Raw genomic sequence first — 19,713 nt, forward strand, 5'->3', positions numbered from 1 at the left:
GGCCGGCTATCCGACGGTCGCGTCCATGCGGTCACCAGACCTGCGCCATGCTCGACGACGTGCTCGAGGCTCACCAGCCCGACTGCGTGCTCGTCTACGGCGACACCAACTCCAGCCTCGCCGGCCCGGTCTCGGCGGTGAACCTGCACGTGGGGATGTCCACCGTCAGGCCTCCGCCCGCCGGAAACCGAACCGAGCCAGGACGGCCGACTCGATCAGGTTGACCACCATGTACAGGCTGATCGAGACGATGGTCGCCACGGCGGCGAGCGCCCACACCTCGCTCATCTTCGCCTGCGCGACAGCGGCGACGATCGCACGGCCCACGCCCTGCCCCGTCGCAAGCCACTCGGCGATGAGCGCCCCGGTGATCGATCCCGGCACGGCGATGCGCACGGCGCTGAACAGGGCCGGGACCGATGAGGGCAGCGCTACGCGCAGAAGCGTCGCCAGCGAACCCCCGCCGTACACACTCACCAGCTCGACCATGTACGGGGAGACCGACCGGAGGCCGAACACGATCGTCACGAGGGCGGGGAAGACGACGACAAGGCCCCCCATCACCGCGACCGTGGCAGTCTCACGTCCGAAGATGAGGATGATCAGCGGGGCGATCGCGATGAGCGGCATCGACTGCACGAGCAGTGCCAGCGGCATGATGGCGTGCTCGAGCGGCCGCACCAAGAGGAACAGCGCTGCCAGAAGGAGCGCCGCCCCCATGCCGGTAGAGAACCCGATGGAGGCATCGAGCAGAGTCTGACCGAGCTCGCCGAAGACGTAGGCGCGGTTCGCCTCCGCCTCCTCTCCCATGAAGAGGTATCTCCACACGTCGACCGGCCCCTTGCCCACGAAGGGCGGTACGCGAAGGAGCCAGATCGCTGCCATCCAGACGATGATGAGGCTGCCCAGCGCGAGGATTGCCGTCAGCAGGCTGCTGCCCGTCGCACGCAGGACGCTGCTGGTGCCGCGCCGGCGAGCCGGGGCGGTGACCATCGTGTTCTCGCTCATGCCTCGCTCCTGGATGTCCCGCGCGTCCAAGGGGTGACGAACCGCGAGATGATCGCGATCACCACGAAGCCCAGCCCCGAGCAGATCCCCGTCACTAGGGCGATCGCCCACGCGCGGGGCGCCTGCAGGGTCTGCTGGGCGTTGACCAGTGCCGGTCCGATCCCCACGTCCACTCCCCCCATGTACTCGCCGATGATCGCCCCGAGGAACGCCAGGGGGGCGGCGATCTTGAGGGCGTTGAGAACGCCCGGCAGCGCGGCGATGCTCCTCACCAGCACGAACTGCTTCCACCGGCCCCCGCCGTAGACGCGGATCAGATCCAGGCTCGCCGCGTCCGCGGCACGCAGTCCCACGAGTGTCCCGATGACCGTTGTGAAGACGACCAGCATGGCGCTGAGGAAGACGGCCGTGACGGACGGCTCCCCCGGCTTCGGACTGCCCGCGACGATCCGCACGATCGGCCCGATCGCCACCACCGGGATGCAGTAGCTCACGGTCGCTATGAGGGTGATGAACCCTTCGAGGCGCGGTGCGAGCACGACGACGCTTGCCAGCACGAGCGCAAGGCCCACACCCCAGGCGAAACCGAGCAGCGCCTCGAGGCCGGTCACCGAGATGTGCCGGTACAGGTACGCGGGACCGACCTCCACGATCGCGCCGACCACCTCGGCCGGGTTGGGGATGGAGCCGCCCTGACCGTTCGGTGCGACCCCGACGTCGGCGAAGACAGTCTCGGCCAGGACCCACCAGGCGACGACGGTGCCGACCACGCCCAGTGCGCCGTACAGGCGCTTGACGGGCCACATGCGGGCGGATCCCCTGAGTGTGGGCGCAGTCACACCTCACCGTCCACCGGTGTGCCCGCCCCACCGAAGAGGAGGTCGGCGGCGTGGTCGTGGAGCTCGTGGAACTCGGGACTCCGCATGACGTCCGGTGTCCGTGGGCTCGGCAGGTTGATGTCCATGACCTCCTTGATGCGTCCCGGGCGGGCCGACATGACTGCCACCCGGTCAGACAGGAAGATTGCCTCGGCGATGCCGTGGGTCACCATGAGGGTGGTCACCGGCTTCTCGCTCCAGATCCGCAAGAGCTCGACGTTGAGGCGTTGGCGCGTCATGTCGTCCAGCGCACCGAACGGCTCGTCCAGCATCAGCACCGACGGCCGCATGACGAGGGCGCGGGCGATCGAGACGCGCTGCCGCATGCCGCCGGAGAGCTGGCCCGGACGTGCCTTCTCGAATCCCCGCAGACCGACGAGGTCGATCAGCTCGTCGATGTAGTCACGGTCGACCGAGACCCCAGAGACGTCGAACGGCAGGCGGATGTTCGCCTCGACCGTGCGCCACGGCAGCAGCGCCGAGTCCTGGAACGCGACACCGAGGCGGTTCTCGTCGCGCAGCTCCTTGGGTGCCTTGCCGTCCACCGTCACGGTGCCGGAGGTTGGTTCGTCGAGCCCAGAGAGCATCCGGAGGATGGTCGACTTCCCGCACCCGGACGGACCGAGCAGGGAGAGGAAGGTCCCTTGGTCCGTGTCCAGGTCGACGCCGTCGAGCGCGGTGACGGTTTGCCGTCCCTGGGTGAAGGTCTTGTTCAGGCCACGGAGCTGGATGCCCGTGGCCGTCGCGACACTCTCGTGCAGGCCCGCACGTGCTGTGGTCGAGATGGTCTCTGCCCTCATCGCTCAGCCCAGCAGCTCGGGGTTCTCTTCGTAGACCTCTTCCAGCAAGGAGAGGTCGAAGAGCTGGTCGGCAGTGATGTCGACGTCGGCGGCCCCGATGACGTCGATGTTCGCCTGGAGGAGCTCTGGGGTGATGGTGAAGAGCCCGTTGCTGTCGGTGTCGGCGGAGACGAGGAGGTCGTTCGCGGCGACGGCCTGCCCGAGCTCGAGGTCGAAGTTCAGCCCCAGGTCGGCGCCGTACTCCTCCACGGCCAGCCGGGCCGACTCCTCAGAGTCGGCGATGGCGTCGTGCCAACCCCGGATCATCGCGCGGAGGAACGCCTTGACCGCCTCCCGTTCGTTGTCGATGGAGTCCTGGGAGACGACCACGGCCTTGGCCACCAGGGGCAGCCCGTTGTCGGCGTAGAGGAGGTTCGCGACCTCGTAGCCCTGCGACTCCACGATCACGGCCTCGTTGGTGACGTACCCGAGGAAGCCGTCCACGTCACCGGTGATCAGCGACGAGGGGTCGTACTCGACCGGCACGATCGTGACCGAGTCTCGGTCCAGGCCGTTGGCCTCGAGCAGCGAGTAGAACAGCGGCTCGTTGCCCGTCTGGATCCCGATCCGCTTCCCCACGAGGTCCTGTGGAGTGGTGATGTTCGCCTTGTCGGCCAGCGAGATGATCGAGAACGGACTCTTCTGGTACTGCGCTGCCACGATCTTCACCGGGGCGCCTTCGTTGGCGACCGCCGGCGCGACCCGCGTGGGGTCGCTGATCCCGGCGAACGCCTGCCCGGAGGCCACGATCGACGGTGTCGCGGCCGGGCCGGGGATGAGCGTGACCTCGTCGAAGCCCTCCTCGGCGAAGTACCCCTTCGTGTCGGCGAAGTACTCGCCGGCGAACTCCACGGTCTTCACCCAGGACAGCTGGACCGAGATGTCGCCGAAGTCGGCCGTCCCCTCGGTGGTTTCCTGCTCGGAAGGCGCGGAGGCAGAACTGCCACCACACGCGGCCATGAGGGTGGTCGCCGCCGCGAGAGCGAGGACGGACGTGGTGCGACGACGGTGTCGCGTCAGGCGCTGAGACATTGGGGGTACTCCTCGTCGATGGGGAGGGTCCGTCCGTCCACTAGGACAGGACGAATGCGAATCAATACCGAACAGTAGGGGTGGGACGCATCACATAGCAAGGACTTCTGATCAGAAGTTCTAGCCGGTTACGAGCGGGTAAACGGGCTTGATCCAGTGCCCGGACGTGCGCCCGTGGTTACGCGCCCAAGGCGCGCACCGCAGGCCCGGACGGGTCGGCCTCAGCGCGCTGCTCTGTGCGCGTCCTGAAGCTGGTCCGCGGGGGAAGCACGTGGGTCACGACTGCGAGAACGGTGGCCAGGCGGGGCATCAACGGCGATGCCCGCCCGACGCGGATCAGTCCCGCGGCCCGGACAAAGGAAGCGTCGGTCGAGTAGTGGGGGTCAGTAGATCGGCGGGGCGCTCGAGAAGAGGATCACGCAGGGAGCGTCCGCCTTGTTGGCGAAGCGGTGCGGGGTGGCGGGGTCGAAAGACAGGCAGTCACCCTCGTAGAGGGTCATCTCGTCCCCGTCGATGTTCACCTCCAGCTCGCCCTGCTCGACGATCATGCTCGTCTCACCGGAGCCGTAGGTGTGCATCTCGGGCCCGGTCGAACCGCCGGGAGCGACGACGGACCGGATGACCTGCAGGTGCGAGAAGTCTCGCGGGGTCAGGAGCGTCTCGTCCCACTGCCGGTTCGGGTGCACCAGCCGTGGTCCGTCACCCCGGCGGAGGAGCCGGGATGTCGAGTGGTGCTCGAACAGGCTGCCGATCGTCCGCCCGAGGGAGTTGGCGATCCTCATCAGGCTGGCGATCGAAGGGCTCGCCGTGCCGCGTTCGACCTGGGACAGGAAGCTCACCGACACATCGCTCTGGGCGGCGAGCGCCCGCAGCGACATGTTCTGCTTGAGCCGATACTCCCGGATCGTCGCGCCGAGCTCACGCTCGTCGAACGACGCTTGAGTCGCCGAGAACTCGTGCGCAGGCAGCGGATTGGAGGGTTCAGCCATGCCGGTAGCCTAACTATTCTCGGGATGGGTGCCCGTGATGGGCGACCATCGCGCGGTCAGTGCGTCCACCCGAGCGGCCGTTGCCTCGGTATCGATCGTGAGCACGCGTCCTTCCTCGACGACCGTCCGGCCTCCGACGAGCACCCGGTCGATCGCCTCAGGCAGCATCGAGTAGATGATGTTCTGGGTGACGGTTCGGCGCGGCCGCAGCGACAGGGCGGTGAGGTCGAGGGAGACGATGTCGGCCTTGTACCCAGGGGCGATCTTCCCGACGGGCATGCGCAGCGCCCGCCCGCCTGCGGAGGTGCCCATGCGCAGGACGTCGACAGCGGTCATCGCTCGGCCGTCGCGTGCGGTCGCCTTGGCCAGGAGCGCGGCCTGGCGCATCTCGTCGAAGAGCGAGCGGCGTGAGTTCGCGCCGCCGGCGTCCGTTCCCAGACACACCGGGATGCCCCGCTCGACCATCTGCGCGACCGGGGCGATCCCCCCGCCGAGGAACGCGTTCGTCGAGGGGTTGTGCACCACCCCCGAGCCGCCCTCGGCGAGCAGCGCCAGGTCGTCCTCGTCGACGCGGACCGCGTGCACGGCCAGGAGGCGCTCGTCGAGAACCCCGACGGCGTCGAGCCGGCCGACGGGGCTCTGCCCGAAGCGCTCCCGCGAGACGTCCACCTCCCCTTGGGAGTCCGCCACGTGGATGTGCAGGGGCACGTCGTACTCGCCGGCGAGCGCGGACCCGAGCCGGAGCATCTCCTCGCTGGTGCCAAGGACCGAGTGGGGTGCGGGGTGCACCTCCAGCAGCGGATCGGCTGCGGTGGCCTCCCGGAGCTCGCGGAAGTTCCGCTCGAAGAGCTCGGGAGTCTCCAGGTACCTCGTCGGCCCACCCGCGGCGTCGAACATGCACCTGGCAAAGACCGTGCGCATGCCTACGCGCCGGCCGGCGTCGAGGATCGCCCAGGCGTTCTCGTTCCCGCCGTCGTGGAGGTAGAAGTACTCCACCGCCGTCGTGATGCCCATCCGAAGCATCTCGGCGAAGTCGTACTCGGTGGCGAGTGCGAGCTCGTCGGAGCCGAGCTGGGCGGCGGTGGGGTGCACGAGGCCACCCATCCACGCCATGAATGGCTGGTCGTCACCGAACCCGCGCAGCAGGGTCTGGAAGGCATGCCCGTGCCCGTTGACGCCGCCGGGGACGATCGCCCGGTCGTCCCAGTGCTCGACGTCGCCCCCCGCCTCAGCGGGCAGGACCGCATCGGCCCGGCCGGCGGCGACGATCTCGTCACCGTCGAGGACGACCGCCGCGCCGGCGAGCCACTCGTCGTCGACGAATGCCAGGGGCGCCGTAATCACCCGCCTGCTCATCGCGCCTCCGCGCCGAGCAGGGCGTCGACGGCGGCCTGGTCGGACTCGAAGAACCGCAGCGTCGCCAGTGCGCCGTCACGCACGGTCGAGACGATCACCCGCTGCCACTCCACGGTCTCCCCCGCCACCGTGGCGCTGGCGCGGGCGTAGGTCACCACGTGGTCGTCGCTGGCGAGCAGGTCGATCGGCTCGAGCCGGAAGGTGCCGCCCGTCAGCTGCGCCATCGTCCTGCCGAAGGTGACGACCCCGTCGTGCCTCTCGTAACGGCCCGCGGCGGGATGGGCACCCGGCACGTCGAGGACGACGTCGTCGGCGTAGTAGGGCATGGCCGCCGGCGGCCCGCCCTCCTTCATCGCCTGGAAGTAGTCCCGCAGGACCTGGAGGTTCTGGTCGGCGCTCATGCCTTGTCCTTTCCACGCACGTACCGGCCGGTGCCCGGTGCGGCGATCAGCTCGTGGTCCTTCACGACGTGCTCCCCGCGCACGAAGGTGTGCCGGGCCCAACCTCGCAGCGGTTGCTCGGCGTAGATCGAGTAGTCGGAGTTGGTGCCGAGCCACTCGGGGTCGGCGACGCGCTCGTTCTCGAGGTCGACGAGGGTCAGGTCGGCGTCGAAGCCGACGGAGATGTCGCCCTTGCGCTCGAGGCCGAGCAGCTCGGCGGGGCGCGCGCTGGTCAGCTCCGCGATGCGCCCCAGCGGGATGCCGCGCTCGAGGTGCCCGTGGGTGAGCAGGACGGGCAGGATCGTGGGTGAGCCGGGGAAGCCCGCGCTCGCGCTCCAGATGCTGCCGTCCTTCGTGGCCCGCTTCCGGCTGACGTGGTCGGAGGCGACGGTGTCGACGGTCCCGTCGGCGATCGCCTCCCAGATCGGCTCGACCTGGTCCGCCCGGCGCAGCGGCGGGTTGACCTTGCCCACGATGCCCTCGGAGTAGTCGACGGTGTGGGTGAGGTAGTGCGGGCAGGTCTCGACGGACATGTCGAGGTCGGGGAACTGCCCCCGAGCCGTGCGGATCTCCTCCAGGGACTCGCGGCTGCTGATGTGCACGAGGTACACGCGCGTGCCCAGCTCGTTGGCGAGGTACGCCACGCGCCGTACCGCCTCGGCCTCCACGTACGGGGGCCGGGCGTCGTCCCACGCTGCCAGGTCGTCCCGGCCGGCACGCTGCAGACCGTCCCGCAGGTACGAGACGACCTCCGGGTTCTCGGCGTGGACGAACAGCAGGTCGTCCAGCTCGGAGACGTCCCCGAAGATCTGGTACATCTTGCCGTCGTCGGTGCCCTCGACGCCGAGGTACTTGCCCTCGTCGCCTCGGAAGTGCATGAAGTACTTGTAGACACCCACGTCGTAGCGCTCGCGCAGCGCTGGGAGCTCGGCCAGGTGCTCCGGCGTCATCAAGGTGAGGTGGAACCCGAAGTCGATCCGTGACTGTGCCGAGGCGGACTCCAGGTGCTCGGCGAGCATGTCGCCGTAGGCCCCGCCGGTGGCGAGGATGTTGAACATGGTGGTCACCCCGCCGAGGGCCGCGGCCCCGGTCTCGGTGCTGTACTCCTCCAGGCCGTTGCCGGCGCCGAGGTGGGTGTGCCCGTCGACCACCCCGGGCAGGATGGTGAGGCCGGTGGCGTCGAGCACCTCCTTGGCGTCCACCGGCGCGCCCGGCTCGAGGATCGCGCTGATGCGGCCGTCACGGATACAGATGTCGCTCGCGACCGCCTGCTGACGCGGTCGGGCGACGATGCCGCCTCGGATGACGAGGTCCGCCGGGGCGGTAGACGTCATGATGGGTCCTTTCGTTCTGCGCTCAGCGCGGGGTGCAGGTCAGGGAAGAGGATGCTGAGGGGCCGCGCGTCGAGAATCTGGTCGACGAGCGGGGGTTCGACCGGCGGGGCGCCGGCAGGCGGGGACAAGACGAGGTCGCGGAGCTGGCGGATGCAGTCCGCCGGCGTGTAGATCGGGAAGTCGGAGCCGAAGAGCACGCGTTCGCCCACCCCGTAGTCGGTGAGCCCGCGCAGGATCGTGGCGAGCTGGTGCGGACGGCCGTAACGGGCGGACAGATCGGTCCACACGTTGGGGTTCTTGAACATCACCGCCGCCGTCTCATGGCTCCAGGGCTGGCCGGCGTGGGCGATGATGATGGAGGTGTCGCGGAAGCTGCGGGCGACCCGATCGAGCAGGATCGGCTGGGCGTACTCCAGGGCACCCCCGCGCAGGAAGACCCCTCCCTGGTGGAACATCAGCGCCAGCCCCCGGTCGGCGGCGGCGGTGTACACCGCCCACGCGGCGTCGCTGTGCGGGTGGAAGCCCTGGTAGGGCGGGGAGAGCTTCAGCCCGCGCAGGCCGAGGTCTGCGGCGTGGTGGACGCGGGCGACGGCGTGGGGATCGGCGGGGTCGACGCTGCCGAAGCCGACGATCCGCCCGGGGTGCGTCGCGGCGTACTCGGCGACGTACTCGTTCGGGATGTCGAGGTCGATCTCGCACGCCACGAGCGCGACCACCACGGCGGCGTCGATCTCGCCCTCGGCCATGGCGAGCTGGTGGGCCTCCCAGGACCCGTCCCGGCTGGGGTGCGCGCCGACGTTCGCGTCGAGCTCCGGTCCCCAGGTGGGGCCGAGGTGTCGCGGCTCCCAGACGTGCGAGTGCCAGTCGACCCTCACCGGGCCGCCCGGGCCAGGTAGGAGACGGCGTCGGCGGCGGGCACGACGTCGGCGTACTTGCTCGCCAGGTCGAAGAGGGAGACCGCGTGCACGCGCTCGGTGCGGTCGTAGACGGCGTCGGCGACCACACCCACCTTGAACCCGTAGGAGAAGGCGTCGACGGCGGAGGCGCGCACGCACCCGCTGGTGGTGGCGCCGGTGAGGATGACGGTGTCGACGCCGAGCTCGACCAGGTGGGTGAGCAGCCGGGTGGCGAAGAACGCGCTGGGGTGGTCCTTCGGCACGACCAGGTCACCCGGCTGCGGCGCCGTCTCGGCCGGGAACTCGTACGCCGTCGGCTCGGGCGAGGCCAGGCTCGGCGACTTGCCGCGGAACCCGCCGGGGGTGTCGCCGTCCTTGGGAGCCACGTGCGGGTAGAGCACGGGGACCCCGGCCGAACGGGCGGCGGTGAGCACCTCGGAGATCCGGTCGACAGCGGGCCAGCCGCGCTCGCCACATGCCGTGGGGTACTCGCGCATCGCCTCCTGGATCGGGGCGCGCTCATGCCCGAGCGTGCGGTACTGCACGTCGATGACCAGGACCGCCGGGCGCGTGCCGAACCCGGCGGTGCGCCCGAATCCGGCTGCGTCGTAGAGTTGGACGTCTTCTTCGGAGATGTGGCCCAGCCACGGGGACGTCGTTGTCGCAAGCATGTGGGGACCGTACCGACGCCGCCTCAGGGTGTCAATCAATACCGATCAACTGTTCTGTCCTGATTCACGAAGCTGGACGGGGCCCACCCCAACCGAACCCCGTCACGGCTACCGGGAGCTCGGTCGCCTGCGCCGGGCTCAGCAGCGCGTGCTGTGTCGCGGTGGCGACCACGGTGCCGCTGGCGTCCACCAGCTCCACCTGCCCGACAGCCAGGTCGCCGCACATTCGGGCGGTGACGCGCTGCCGCAGCCATGTCGAGCTCGTCAACGCGTGCACGGCGACCGCGAGCGACACCGTGGCGACACGGAACGGCCCTAACACCCCCGCGGCGAGGAGCGCCGGGCCGATCACGTCCGCGGCCACGAGGTACCAGCGCGGATCCAACACGCGGCGCCCGCCGGCCTCGTACCACCACTCGTGGCGCGGCCGGATCCAGGCATCGACCACACCGCGAGCCGCACCCGAACGTGTGCCCGCGGGCCACCCACCGACCAGCCGGAAGTCCGCCATCGGCGAGAGGTCACCGAAAGCCGGCTCGGCAGCCGGTGGCAGCTCGGCCGGCTCGACGGCGTCGGTCCGCACGAGGCGCTCCGGCGCCCCCCACGTGACATGGGCGCTGGCCAGCGCCTTCTGCTCACCCAGGACCAGCCGGGTGGTCGCCGTGGTACGGCCACGATGGACCGTCTCGACGCCGGCCGGCAGCACCCCCGTCGGCACGGGACGGTGGAAGCTCACGGCCACCATGAGCGGCACCCAGCTTCCGCCCAAGGCGCGCGCCCCGGCTCCCACCAGGCCGGCGGCGACCGCACCGCCGAACATCGCGCCGAGCGACCACGACTCGCTGAGCTCGACGAAGACACTCGCGGGGGCTCTTGCCATCATGCTCACCATCGTGCAGTATTCGTGCAATCTTGTGAAGTAGCACTTCACTACCCGCTACTCACCTCGACGGAGAGGCACTCCCCATGAAGTTCGACTACCTCTTTACGATGGACAACCCCGGCAACGTGTACCGGTACGGGGACCTGCTCGACATGGCGACCGAGCAGATCGTCTTCCTGGACGAGGCCGGCTTCGGCACCTTGTGGCAGGGGGAACACCACTTCGGTGGTGAGGGGTACGAGATCAACCCCAACCCTGTTCTTGCCGGAGCCTACGCCGCCGGCATCACGAAGAACCTGCGCTTGGGCACCGGCGCGGTCACGCCGCCGTTCTGGCACCCGCTTCGCCTCGCCGAGGATCTGGCCCTCCTGGACCAGTTCAGCAAGGGCCGGCTCGACGTCGGCGTGGCCCGTGGGATCCAGCCGCGCGAGGCGACCAACTTCAACCTGGCCGGGGACCGCCGCGACGAGGAGAAAAACTGGCGGTTCTTCCTCGAGCAGCTCGACATCATCAAGAAGGCCTGGACGCAGGAGGGCTTCACCCACGAGGGCGAGTTCTACCGCTTCCCGCACCCTGGGGTGAAGGACTCCGCCACCTGGTACCCCCGGAACCCGCTGTGGCGCGACGAGAACGACGAGTACGTCGGCATGTCGATCATCCCCAAGCCGTACCAGAAGCCGTACCCCTCGATGTGGAACCTGCTCGACAAGACGCCCGGCTTCAAGCGGAGCGCCGAGGAGCGGATGAACGTGATCACGTGGCTTCGCTCCCGCGAGGGGCTGCGCGAGGTGATGGACGTCTACCAGGAGGCGCTCAGCGAGACCCTCGGTCGCCCGGCGTTGCGCGGCGAGGGCGTCTCGCTCATGCGGATGGTCTACGTGGCCGAGACCGACGAGCAGGCACACCGGGAGGCCCGCCAGCCCATCGAGCAGCTGTACAACTACGTCGGCGGCGTGCGCCCGCGCGACATGTTCGCCAACCCGGGTGAGAAGCTCACCGACGAGGAGCAGACCGGCTCGTGGTGGGACTTCCTCTACCCGCGCGAGCACCTGTTCATCGGCTCCCCGGAGACCGTGCGCGCCCAGATCGAGCACCTGAACTCCGAGTACGGCGTCGACCGCGTCGTGCTGTGGTCCTGGATCCCGGGGCTCACGCAGGAGCAGGTCATGCGTTCGAACACCTTGTTCGCCGACGAGGTCATGCCCCACTTCGGCCGCGAGTGCCTTCCCGCGGTCACGCCCGCGATGCCCGAGAACTTCGGCCCGCTGACGGGAGACTGACCGATGCGCAGGATCATCCAGGTGGCCAATGGCCCCCAGTACGACGAGACCTACCCGCTGTCCCAGGGGGTGGAGACCGAGACGTTCGTCTTCGCCAACGGGATGGCGTTCGACAACGACACCCGTACCCGCATGGCAGAAGCGGTGACCATCGCGGACGAGACCCGCATCGTCATGGAGTCCATCGGCTCGGTCCTCGCCGACGCGGGCGCCACGATCAACGACATCGTCAAGACCACCGTCTACCTCTCGGAACGGTCGTACTACGACGAGATGAACTCGGTCTACAAGACCTACTGGCAGCCGGGGCAGTACCCCACCCGGGCCACCGTCTACGTCGGCATCGGCAGCGAGTGCCGGGTCGAGATCGACGTGGTGGCGGTCAAGGGGGCGTCACGATGACCGTCCTGACGCTTCCCGCTGTCGCCGCGTCGATCATCGGCGACGAGGAGATCACCGACGCCGCCGAGACCCTCGAGGTCACCAACCCGGCCGACGGCAGCACGATCGGCCGGGTGCCGCTGGCGGACGCGGCACTCGTCGAGCACGCCGTCGCCACCGCTGCGGCAGCCTTCCCGGCCTGGGCCGCCACGCCCGCCACGACTCGCGCCCGGCTGCTCCTGGCGCTCGGCGCGGCACTCGAGGAGCGGTCACCGGAGCTCGCCGAGCTCATCAGCCTGGACAACGGCAAGACGCTGGCCGACGCCCGGGCGGAGCTGGCCCGCGCCCGTGAGCACCTCGAGGCGGCCGCCACCGCGCCGGCGCTCCTCGCCGGCGACACCACGATGGACGTCCTGCCCGGCCTCGACGCCGCCATGGTGCGGGAACCGATCGGGGTGTGCGCCGTCGTCGCCCCGTTCAACTTCCCCATCATGACGGGGCTCATCTACTGGTCCTGGGCGCTGGCCTGCGGGAACACCGTCATCATCAAGGCGTCGGAGCAGGCGCCGTACGCGGCCACCCGCCTGGCGCGCATCGCCAGGGAGGTGGGCTTCCCCCCCGGCGTGATCAACGTCGTCCACGGCGCACGTGCCGCCGTCGAGGCGCTGTGCGACTCCCCCGGGGTCGCCGCGATCTCCCTGGTCGGCTCCTCGGCGACGGCGCAGGCGGTGTACGCCCGCGCCAGCGCCACGGGCAAGCGCGTGCACGCCGCCGGCGGCGCGCGCAACCCGCTGGTGGTCCTCCCGGACGCGCCGCTGGAGGGCACCGCCGACGCGATCGTCACGTCCGCCTACACCATGGCCGGGCAGCGGTGCCTGTCCGCCAGCATCGTCGTCACCGTCGGAGGCCGTCACGCCGAGCTCGTCGACCTCGTCGCGGAACGGACCCGCCGCCTCGTCGTCGGCCCCGGCTACGACGCCGCCACTCAGGTGCCGCCGCTCATCTCCGGGCACGCGGTGGAGGCGCTCGAGCGGACGGTCGCCGAGGCGATCGCCGCCGGCGCCACCGCCGTCGTGGACGGCCGCCACCCGGACGCGCCGGCGGGTGGGTACTACCACGGCCCCACCCTGCTCGACGGCGTGGCCCCGGACAGCGACCTGCTGGCCCGGGAGAGCTTCGGGCCGCTGGTGTCCGTCACCCACGCGGACGACCTCACCGGCGCACTCGAGATCGTCAACTCCAGCCCGTTCGGCAACGCCGCCTCGATCTTCACCGGGTCCGGCGCCGCCGCGCGGCGGTTCTCCCGCGAGGCGCAGGTGGGCAACGTCGGCGTGAACGTGGGCGTGGCCGCCCCCACGGCTCACGTCGGCTTCGGTGGCCGACGACGGTCGTTCTACGGGACGATCCACTCCCAGGGCCGGCACGCCGTCGAGTTCTACACGGACATCAAGGCGGTGCTGACGCGATGGCCGTGACCCTGACCGAGGACGCGCGGGACCTCCTCACGTTCCCGGTGCAGATCGGGCCCGCAAAGATCCGCAACCGGGTGTTCGTCGCGCCCCACACCACCAACTTCGGTCAGGCGGGCGCGAACCTGGTCACCGACAGGCACCTGGACTACCACCGCGCTCGCGCGCGTGGCGGCGCGGGACTCATCATCACCGAGGGGATCCGGGTCCATCCCACGAGCCTGCGCCAGCTGGGCCTCCAGGCGTACTCCGACGACGCAGTGCCGGGCCTGACCGCCCTCACCGAGGCCGTGCACGCGGAGGGGGCCGCGATCTTCGCGCAGATCCTGCACACCGGCCGGCACTCGGGCGACGAGCACTACGGCTCCTGGGCGCCCTCCCCCACCCCGTGGGCCACGGGGGCACCGGTCCCGCACGCCATGAACGCCTTCGATCTCGAAACCCTCGTGGCGTCCTACGCCGCCACCGTGGAACGGGTGATCCAGGCCGGCTTCGACGGGATGGAGGTGCACCTCGGCCACGGCCACCTGCTGCACCAGTTCCTCTCCCCCGTTACGAACGCCCGCGGCGACGGGTACGGCGGTGACCCGGCGAGCCGGCTTCGCCTCGCCCTAGAGGTGCTGCGCACGGTCCACGACGTGGTCGCGGGCCGGGTGGCGCTGGGCGTGCGGCTCAGCGCCGACGAGTTCCTCCCGGGCGGGCTCGGGCCCGAGGAGATGGTGGACATCATCCGCCGGCTTCTCGGGGAGGTCCCGCTGGACTTCCTCCACGTGAGCCACGCCGCCTACATCGGCACGTCCTCGCTGTCGACCCAGATGGCGGACATGAGCTACGGCCGTGCGCCGTTCCGCCACCTGCCCGCGCGGTTCAAGCAGGAGTTTCCCGAGCTGACGGTGCTCGCGGTCTGCCGCCTCGACACCCCCGAGACCGGCGCCGAGCTCCTCGCCGCCGGGGAAGCCGACCTGGTCGGCTTCGCCCGCGCTCACATCGCCGAGCCGCGGCTGCTGCGGGCCTACCTCGATCAGGACGAGCCCGCGCCGCGCACCTGCATCGCCTGCAACCAGGGGTGCAACGCCAACCTCGAGGCCATCACCCCGATCACCTGCACGGTCAACCCGGCCGTCGGCCGCGAACGGCAGTGGGACGCGGCCGCGGCCGCCCCGGCCCGGCCGCAGGACACCGTGGTGGTCGGTGGCGGCCCTGCCGGGATCGAGGCGGCCACGTGGTTGTCACGACGCGGGCACCGGGTGCGACTGGTCGACGCCGCCCCGGAGCTGGGCGGCCAGCTGCGCGAGGTCGTGCGCGTCGACGGCCGCGACGGGTTCCGGATCCTCCTGGACGAGCTCCTCGCCGAGCTGGCCACCACCGACGTCACGGTCGTGCTGGGCCGCCAGGTCACCGCCACGGACCTCGCCGCGTGGGACCCCGATGCCGTCGTCCTCGCCACGGGAGCTCACCACGATGCCCCCATGCCGGCATACGCGGGTGTCCGGGTGCTCAACCCCGAGGACGTCCTGCGGGACCCGACGCTCGCCGGAAGCCGCGCCGTGGTGGTGGACGAGCTCGGCGTGTGGGAGGCGAGCGGCGTCGCCCTGCACCTGGCGGCCCGAGGCGTCGACGTGGACTACGTGACCCCCCTGGCCGGGTTCGCGCCACGGGTGACGGTGTACTCGCGCCTCGCCCTGGGTGACCAGCTGGCCGCCGCGGGCGTCGCCGTGCACCCCATGTCTTCCATCGGCGTCGACGACGGGCTCGTCACCATCATCCCGACCATCGGTACGGACAGGATCATTCGCGACGGCGTGAAGTCGATCGTGCAGGTTCGTCCTCGACATGCCCGCAGCGCTCTTGTTGAGGGGTTGCTGGCGTCGACGTGGCAGGGCGAGCTGCACTTGGTCGGCGACGCATTCGCGCCACGCACCTCGCAGGAGGCTATCTACGAGGGCCGGGCGGTCGCCCACATCATCGGCGTCGACGATCCGACGATCGCCGCCGGGCTGAAGGTGAGGGCGCCGTACCGGTACCCGCGCCTGGCATTGGCGGTAACACGATGACTGCACCGGCCACGCCCGTCGCGCTCATCACCGGTGCCGGCGGCGGCATCGCCAAGTCCATCGTCTCCCGGCTGCTCGGCGAGGGGTGGCGGCTGGAGCTGGCCGACCTCGACCCGGCACAGGTGGAGCAGGCCCTCGCGGAGCTCCCGCAAGCAGATCGTGATCGTGTGCGCGTGCACCGCCTCGATGTCACCGACGAGGACTCGTGCCTGCGGGTGGCGCAGGACTCCGCGGCGAGATCGGGCGGCCTCGACGCCCTCATCAACGCCGCCGGCATCATGATCCGCCGCGACGCCAACGCCACGACGAGCGGGGACTGGCGCCGGGTGCTCGACGTCAACCTCACCGGCGCCTTCTTCATGGCTAAGGCGTGCTACCCCGCGTTGCGCGCCTCCGACCGGGCGGCGATCGTCTCGGTCTCCTCCAGCCACGCGGTGCTCGCCGCACGAGGGTCTGTCGCCTACTCCGTCAGCAAGGCCGGTCTCTCTCACCTGACTCGACTTCTCGCGCTGGAGTGGGCACCGGACCAGATCCGCGTCAATGCCGTCGCCCCGACGGTCGTCCCGTCCCCGATGACTGCCGACGTCCTCGCGGACCCCGCATACGTCGACCGCAAGCTCGCCGCGATCCCCCTGGGCCGCCCGATTCAGCCCGAGCACGTCGCCGCGGCCACGTCCTACCTGCTCTCTCCCGACTCCGGATCCACAACCGGCCAGACTCTGCTGCTCGACGGCGGCGAGAGCCTCGCCTGACCCCGAAGGAAACCGATGACCAACGTGAACACCGCACAGGCGACCACCACCCACCTCTACACGGCGCACGCCTCGGTAGCCGGGGGCCGCAACGGCCACGGCCGCACCGACGACGGGCGCCTCGACGTCGACCTCTCCCGGCCCGGTGCCATGGGGGGCGAGGGCACCGGCACCAACCCCGAGCAGCTCTTCGCGGTCGGGTACGGCGCGTGCTTCGAGGGGGCGCTGACGCTCGTCGCTCGCAGGCAGCGGGTCCAGCTGGGCGAGACGCACATCGACTCGGCAGTGGAGCTGCACTCCGTGGACGACGGCACCTTCCGCATCGAGGTGGCGCTGGACGTGTCGATGGCGGGTGTCGGCGACGACGAGCTCGCCGTCGCGCTGGTGCGTGAGGCGCACCAGGTGTGCCCATACTCCAACGCGCTCCGAGGGAACGTGGACGTGGCCCTGACGGCCAACGGCGTGTGGGTGGCAGGTCCCCGTGACTGAGGAGCTCACCATGATCCGCGGGATCGACGACCCGGTTCTCCTGCGACGTGGCTTCACGCTCTACCCGCGGGGGGTCATGGCCGTTGCCGCGCGGGTCGACGGCGTCCTGACCGGCTTCGCCGTGAGCGCCTTCACCTCGGTGTCCCTCGACCCGCCGTTGGGCCTCATCTGCGTGGACAAGGCTTCAACCACGTGGCCCAGCCTCTCGCGGGCCGAGACGTTGGGCGTCTCGGTACTTGCCGAGGAGCATGCCTGGCTCGGCCGTCAGCTCGCCTCCCGCCGAGGCGACCGGTTTGCCGGCGCCGAGTTCAAGGAGCGCCCCGGGGGCGCACTGTGGCTGCGCGGTTCTGTCGCGCGGTTTGACGCCTCGATCGATGCGGTTCATGACGGTGGGGATCACCTCCTGGTTGTTCTTCGGGTGTCCGACATGGAGGCCGATCCGTCGGTGCCCCCGCTCCTGTGGCACGACACCGCATTCGGCGCGGTAGCACCGCTAGGCAACAAGTGATTAGCACCCAGAGCCACCGTCCCCGGTCCGATGGCACCCTCGTGCTCCTCTCTTTTCGGCACCGTGGCGCTGCGCGGAACGGTGCCGGCTGATGGGGCACCGGAGCGTCGCTGGCACGGGCGCGCTGGAGGCGGTGAGTCCAGGCGCTAGTGAGACGGGCGCGTGCCATAAGGCCGTCACCGAGCCGCCGCGGCCCGCGTGAGAAGGGGCGCCACCGGGCCCGGCCAAGCCATTCATGCAGGCCCGCATAGGATGGCGCCCCGTGAAGGTTCTCAGCGTCGTCGGCGCCCGCCCCCAGTTCGTCAAGCTCGCCCCCATCGCCCACGAGGCCGCCGCCCGCGGGGTGGAGCACGTCATCGTGCACACCGGCCAGCACTACGACCCCATGCTCTCCGACGTCTTCTTCGAAGACCTGAAGATCCCCACTCCCGACGTGCACCTCGGCGTCGGCAGCGGCGGCCACGGCCAGCAGACCGGCGCCATGCTCGCCGCCCTCGACGACGTGCTCGACTCCCAGCAGCCCGACTGGGTGCTCGTCTACGGGGACACCAACTCCACCCTCGCCGGCGCCCTGTCCGCGGTGAAGCTGCACATCCCCGTCGCCCACCTCGAGGCCGGGCTCCGCTCCTTCAACCGCGCCATGCCCGAGGAGATCAACCGGGTGGTGACCGACCACGCGGCCGACTTGCTTCTCGCCCCCACCGACGTGGCCATGTCCCATCTGGCCGACGAGGGCCTGACCGCGCGCAGCGTTCTGGTCGGCGACGTCATGACCGACGTACTGCTGCAGGTCCGCGACGCCGTGGCGGGCAGGCCCCCGGCGCTGCTCGCCGAGCTGGGCCTGGAGCCCGGCGGCTACTCTCTCGCCACGATCCACCGGGCGGAGAACACCGACGACGCCGGCCGCCTCTCCGCGATCGTCGACTCCCTCGCCGCAGTCGACCATCCGGTGGTGCTGCTGGCCCACCCGCGCCTGGTGGCCAAGGCCCGCGACGCCGGCCTCGCCCTTGAACGGGGCAGCGTCCGCGTGCACGCCCCGCTGGCCTACCCCGATCTCGTGGCCGCGGCGCTGGCGAGCCGGGGCGTGGTCACCGACTCGGGTGGGCTGCAGAAGGAGGCCTTCTTGCTTAGCGTGCCGTGCACGACGGTGCGGCCGCAGACAGAGTGGGTGGAGACGGTCGACCTGGGCTGGAACGTGCTGGTTGAGCCCGGCCCGGCACTGGTGGCCGCCGCCTCGCGGCCGGCTCCGTCGGCGACGAGGGCGGCGCCTTACGGCGACGGCCACGCCGCCGCCCGGGTCATCACCGCGCTGGAGAGTGCCGCGCCTTCGCCATGAGAGCGTCGATCGCCCGCTCCCAGCCCTGCACCTGGGTCTCGGCGCTGAGCTCGTGGGCGCTGGCGTGCGCGGCCTGCTTCATGGCGGCCACCCGCTCCGGGGTGAGGGCCTCGATGGCGGCGATGGTGGCCTCGGTGGTGAAGTCCTCGGTGACGACGCCGAGGCCGTGCTCGCGCACCATGTGGGCCATCTCCGGGGAGGGGCCGACGAGGAGCCCGAGCCGGGCCTGGACGTAGTCGAACACCTTGTTCGGCAGCGCCCACTTGTTGTTGAAGTTCACTGGCGGCAGGACGTGGACGCCTACGTCGTACTGGTTGAGGGTGCCGACCAGCTCGGCGTAGGGCACGGGTTCGTGGATGGTCACCCGGCCTGAGCCGGCCGACCGGGCAGCGAGCTCGTCGAGCAAGTCGCGCTCGGTGGGCATCAGATAGAGGTCGAGCGTCACGTCGGCGCGGGCGCGTACGACGGCGTCCACCAGCTCCACCAGGCCTCGGGCACGCATGGCGTTGCCGCTGTGTACCAGCCGAATCGGGTTGCCCGCCTCGACCGGCTCGAGGTCGACATACGGCGCCGCGTTGGTGACCACCGTGGCGGGGATTCCAAATACCCTCGCGTACTCGTCGGCGATGCCCTGACCGACAGTCGTGACCGAGGAGCACTGAGTCACGTACTTCCGGCACAGCCAGGCCATGTACGGGCCGACGAACATTCGCCAGCGCAGGAGATCCTCTTTCTCACGCGGGGCGTACTCGTGAAGGTCGGCGTGGACGCCACCGCGCGGCGCAAGATGCAGCGCCAGCGGCACCGTGTCGACGTCGTCGGCGAGGACGACGTCAAAGTGGCCCCGCGGCAACCGGTCCCACAAGTAATCCACCACAGCGTTGCGGCGGTGGACAGCGGCAAACCGGCGCTGCATAAGTAGCGCACGATCCTTGTGCCAGTACACCAACTCGTCAGGAATCCGGATGTGCCCAGCGACACGGTCCGGCTGCTCCCCGTAGCCGCAGGTGGTCACCTCGTACTGCTCGAAGAAGAGCCGCGCCTGCTTGAGCACGCGCGCGTCTCTCGCTATAGGCGAGAAGGACAAGATGAGGAGACTTGGACGCAGCGACACAGTG

Annotated in this window: 20 protein-coding genes; 8 read left to right on the forward strand and 12 right to left on the reverse strand. The window is 70.2% G+C overall.

Annotated features, from left to right (window positions below):
- Window positions 1–165 precede the first annotated feature (165 nt).
- The 11 genes from FE374_RS14510 to FE374_RS14560 form a co-directional block, all read right to left on the reverse strand.
- Window positions 166–1,008: an ABC transporter permease gene (locus FE374_RS14510; RefSeq protein WP_230978329.1), complete on the reverse strand. Its 843-nt coding sequence runs from the start codon at window positions 1,006–1,008 to the stop codon at window positions 166–168.
- Entirely contained in the window at window positions 1,005–1,814 is an 810-nt protein-coding gene (locus FE374_RS14515; protein WP_139929910.1) for an ABC transporter permease, read from the reverse strand. The genes FE374_RS14510 and FE374_RS14515 overlap by 4 nt, the downstream gene beginning before the upstream one ends.
- Before the next feature lie 29 nt (window positions 1,815–1,843).
- Window positions 1,844–2,686 (reverse strand): ABC transporter ATP-binding protein, encoded by an 843-nt coding sequence (locus tag FE374_RS14520; protein WP_139929911.1) that lies wholly within the window; start codon window positions 2,684–2,686, stop codon window positions 1,844–1,846.
- Between the two features lie 3 nt (window positions 2,687–2,689).
- A complete protein-coding gene (locus FE374_RS14525; RefSeq protein WP_139929912.1) occupies window positions 2,690–3,757 on the reverse strand; it encodes an ABC transporter substrate-binding protein in 1,068 nt (355 codons plus the stop codon).
- A 383-nt stretch (window positions 3,758–4,140) separates the two neighbouring features.
- Window positions 4,141–4,746, reverse strand: a complete 606-nt coding sequence (locus FE374_RS14530) for an XRE family transcriptional regulator (protein ID WP_139929913.1) — start codon at window positions 4,744–4,746, stop codon at window positions 4,141–4,143.
- A 9-nt stretch (window positions 4,747–4,755) separates the two neighbouring features.
- A complete protein-coding gene (locus FE374_RS14535) occupies window positions 4,756–6,102 on the reverse strand; it encodes an amidohydrolase family protein (RefSeq protein ID WP_139929914.1) in 1,347 nt (448 codons plus the stop codon).
- The gene (locus tag FE374_RS14540; protein WP_139929915.1) at window positions 6,099–6,503 is read right to left on the reverse strand and encodes a nuclear transport factor 2 family protein; all 405 of its coding nucleotides are present in this window, start codon (window positions 6,501–6,503) and stop codon (window positions 6,099–6,101) included. The genes FE374_RS14535 and FE374_RS14540 overlap by 4 nt, the downstream gene beginning before the upstream one ends.
- Window positions 6,500–7,876, reverse strand: a complete 1,377-nt coding sequence (locus tag FE374_RS14545) for a dihydroorotase (RefSeq protein WP_139929916.1) — start codon at window positions 7,874–7,876, stop codon at window positions 6,500–6,502. The genes FE374_RS14540 and FE374_RS14545 overlap by 4 nt, the downstream gene beginning before the upstream one ends.
- Entirely contained in the window at window positions 7,873–8,751 is an 879-nt protein-coding gene (locus tag FE374_RS14550) for an amidohydrolase family protein (protein WP_139929917.1), read from the reverse strand. The genes FE374_RS14545 and FE374_RS14550 overlap by 4 nt, the downstream gene beginning before the upstream one ends.
- Window positions 8,748–9,443: an isochorismatase family protein gene (locus FE374_RS14555; RefSeq protein ID WP_139929918.1), complete on the reverse strand. Its 696-nt coding sequence runs from the start codon at window positions 9,441–9,443 to the stop codon at window positions 8,748–8,750. Before FE374_RS14555 ends, FE374_RS14550 begins: the two co-directional genes overlap by 4 nt.
- Window positions 9,444–9,507: 64 nt before the next feature.
- The gene (locus tag FE374_RS14560) at window positions 9,508–10,326 is read right to left on the reverse strand and encodes an acyl-CoA thioesterase domain-containing protein (RefSeq protein WP_168205706.1); all 819 of its coding nucleotides are present in this window, start codon (window positions 10,324–10,326) and stop codon (window positions 9,508–9,510) included.
- 83 nt (window positions 10,327–10,409) lie between these two features.
- On the opposite strand from FE374_RS14560, the gene FE374_RS14565 reads away from it, so the two are divergent.
- The 8 genes from FE374_RS14565 (at window position 10,410) to wecB (ending at window position 18,595) form a co-directional block, all read left to right on the forward strand.
- The gene (locus FE374_RS14565; protein ID WP_139929920.1) at window positions 10,410–11,606 is read left to right on the forward strand and encodes an LLM class flavin-dependent oxidoreductase; all 1,197 of its coding nucleotides are present in this window, start codon (window positions 10,410–10,412) and stop codon (window positions 11,604–11,606) included.
- Between the two features lie 3 nt (window positions 11,607–11,609).
- A complete protein-coding gene (locus FE374_RS14570) occupies window positions 11,610–12,008 on the forward strand; it encodes a RidA family protein (RefSeq protein WP_139929921.1) in 399 nt (132 codons plus the stop codon).
- A complete protein-coding gene (locus FE374_RS14575) occupies window positions 12,005–13,462 on the forward strand; it encodes an aldehyde dehydrogenase family protein (RefSeq protein ID WP_139929922.1) in 1,458 nt (485 codons plus the stop codon). Before FE374_RS14570 ends, FE374_RS14575 begins: the two co-directional genes overlap by 4 nt.
- Window positions 13,453–15,510, forward strand: coding sequence for an oxidoreductase (locus tag FE374_RS14580; RefSeq protein WP_139929923.1), 2,058 nt, complete (start codon window positions 13,453–13,455; stop codon window positions 15,508–15,510). The genes FE374_RS14575 and FE374_RS14580 overlap by 10 nt, the downstream gene beginning before the upstream one ends.
- Window positions 15,507–16,262: an SDR family NAD(P)-dependent oxidoreductase gene (locus tag FE374_RS14585; RefSeq protein ID WP_139929924.1), complete on the forward strand. Its 756-nt coding sequence runs from the start codon at window positions 15,507–15,509 to the stop codon at window positions 16,260–16,262. Before FE374_RS14580 ends, FE374_RS14585 begins: the two co-directional genes overlap by 4 nt.
- Before the next feature lie 15 nt (window positions 16,263–16,277).
- Entirely contained in the window at window positions 16,278–16,751 is a 474-nt protein-coding gene (locus tag FE374_RS14590; RefSeq protein ID WP_139929925.1) for an organic hydroperoxide resistance protein, read from the forward strand.
- Window positions 16,744–17,259, forward strand: a complete 516-nt coding sequence (locus tag FE374_RS14595; protein ID WP_168205707.1) for a flavin reductase family protein — start codon at window positions 16,744–16,746, stop codon at window positions 17,257–17,259. Before FE374_RS14590 ends, FE374_RS14595 begins: the two co-directional genes overlap by 8 nt.
- 262 nt (window positions 17,260–17,521) lie before the next feature.
- Window positions 17,522–18,595 carry a non-hydrolyzing UDP-N-acetylglucosamine 2-epimerase gene (gene wecB, locus FE374_RS14600; protein WP_139929927.1) on the forward strand — a complete coding sequence of 358 codons (1,074 nt, stop codon included), beginning with the start codon at window positions 17,522–17,524 and terminating at the stop codon, window positions 18,593–18,595.
- On the opposite strand, the gene FE374_RS14605 is transcribed toward wecB, so the two are convergent.
- Window positions 18,561–19,649 carry a glycosyltransferase family protein gene (locus tag FE374_RS14605; protein WP_179957324.1) on the reverse strand — a complete coding sequence of 363 codons (1,089 nt, stop codon included), beginning with the start codon at window positions 19,647–19,649 and terminating at the stop codon, window positions 18,561–18,563. The genes wecB and FE374_RS14605 overlap by 35 nt on opposite strands.
- Window positions 19,650–19,713: the final 64 nt, after the last annotated feature.

Source organism: Georgenia yuyongxinii (genome assembly GCF_006352065.1).
In the GTDB taxonomy this organism is placed as follows: Bacteria; Actinomycetota; Actinomycetes; order Actinomycetales; family Actinomycetaceae; genus Georgenia; species Georgenia yuyongxinii.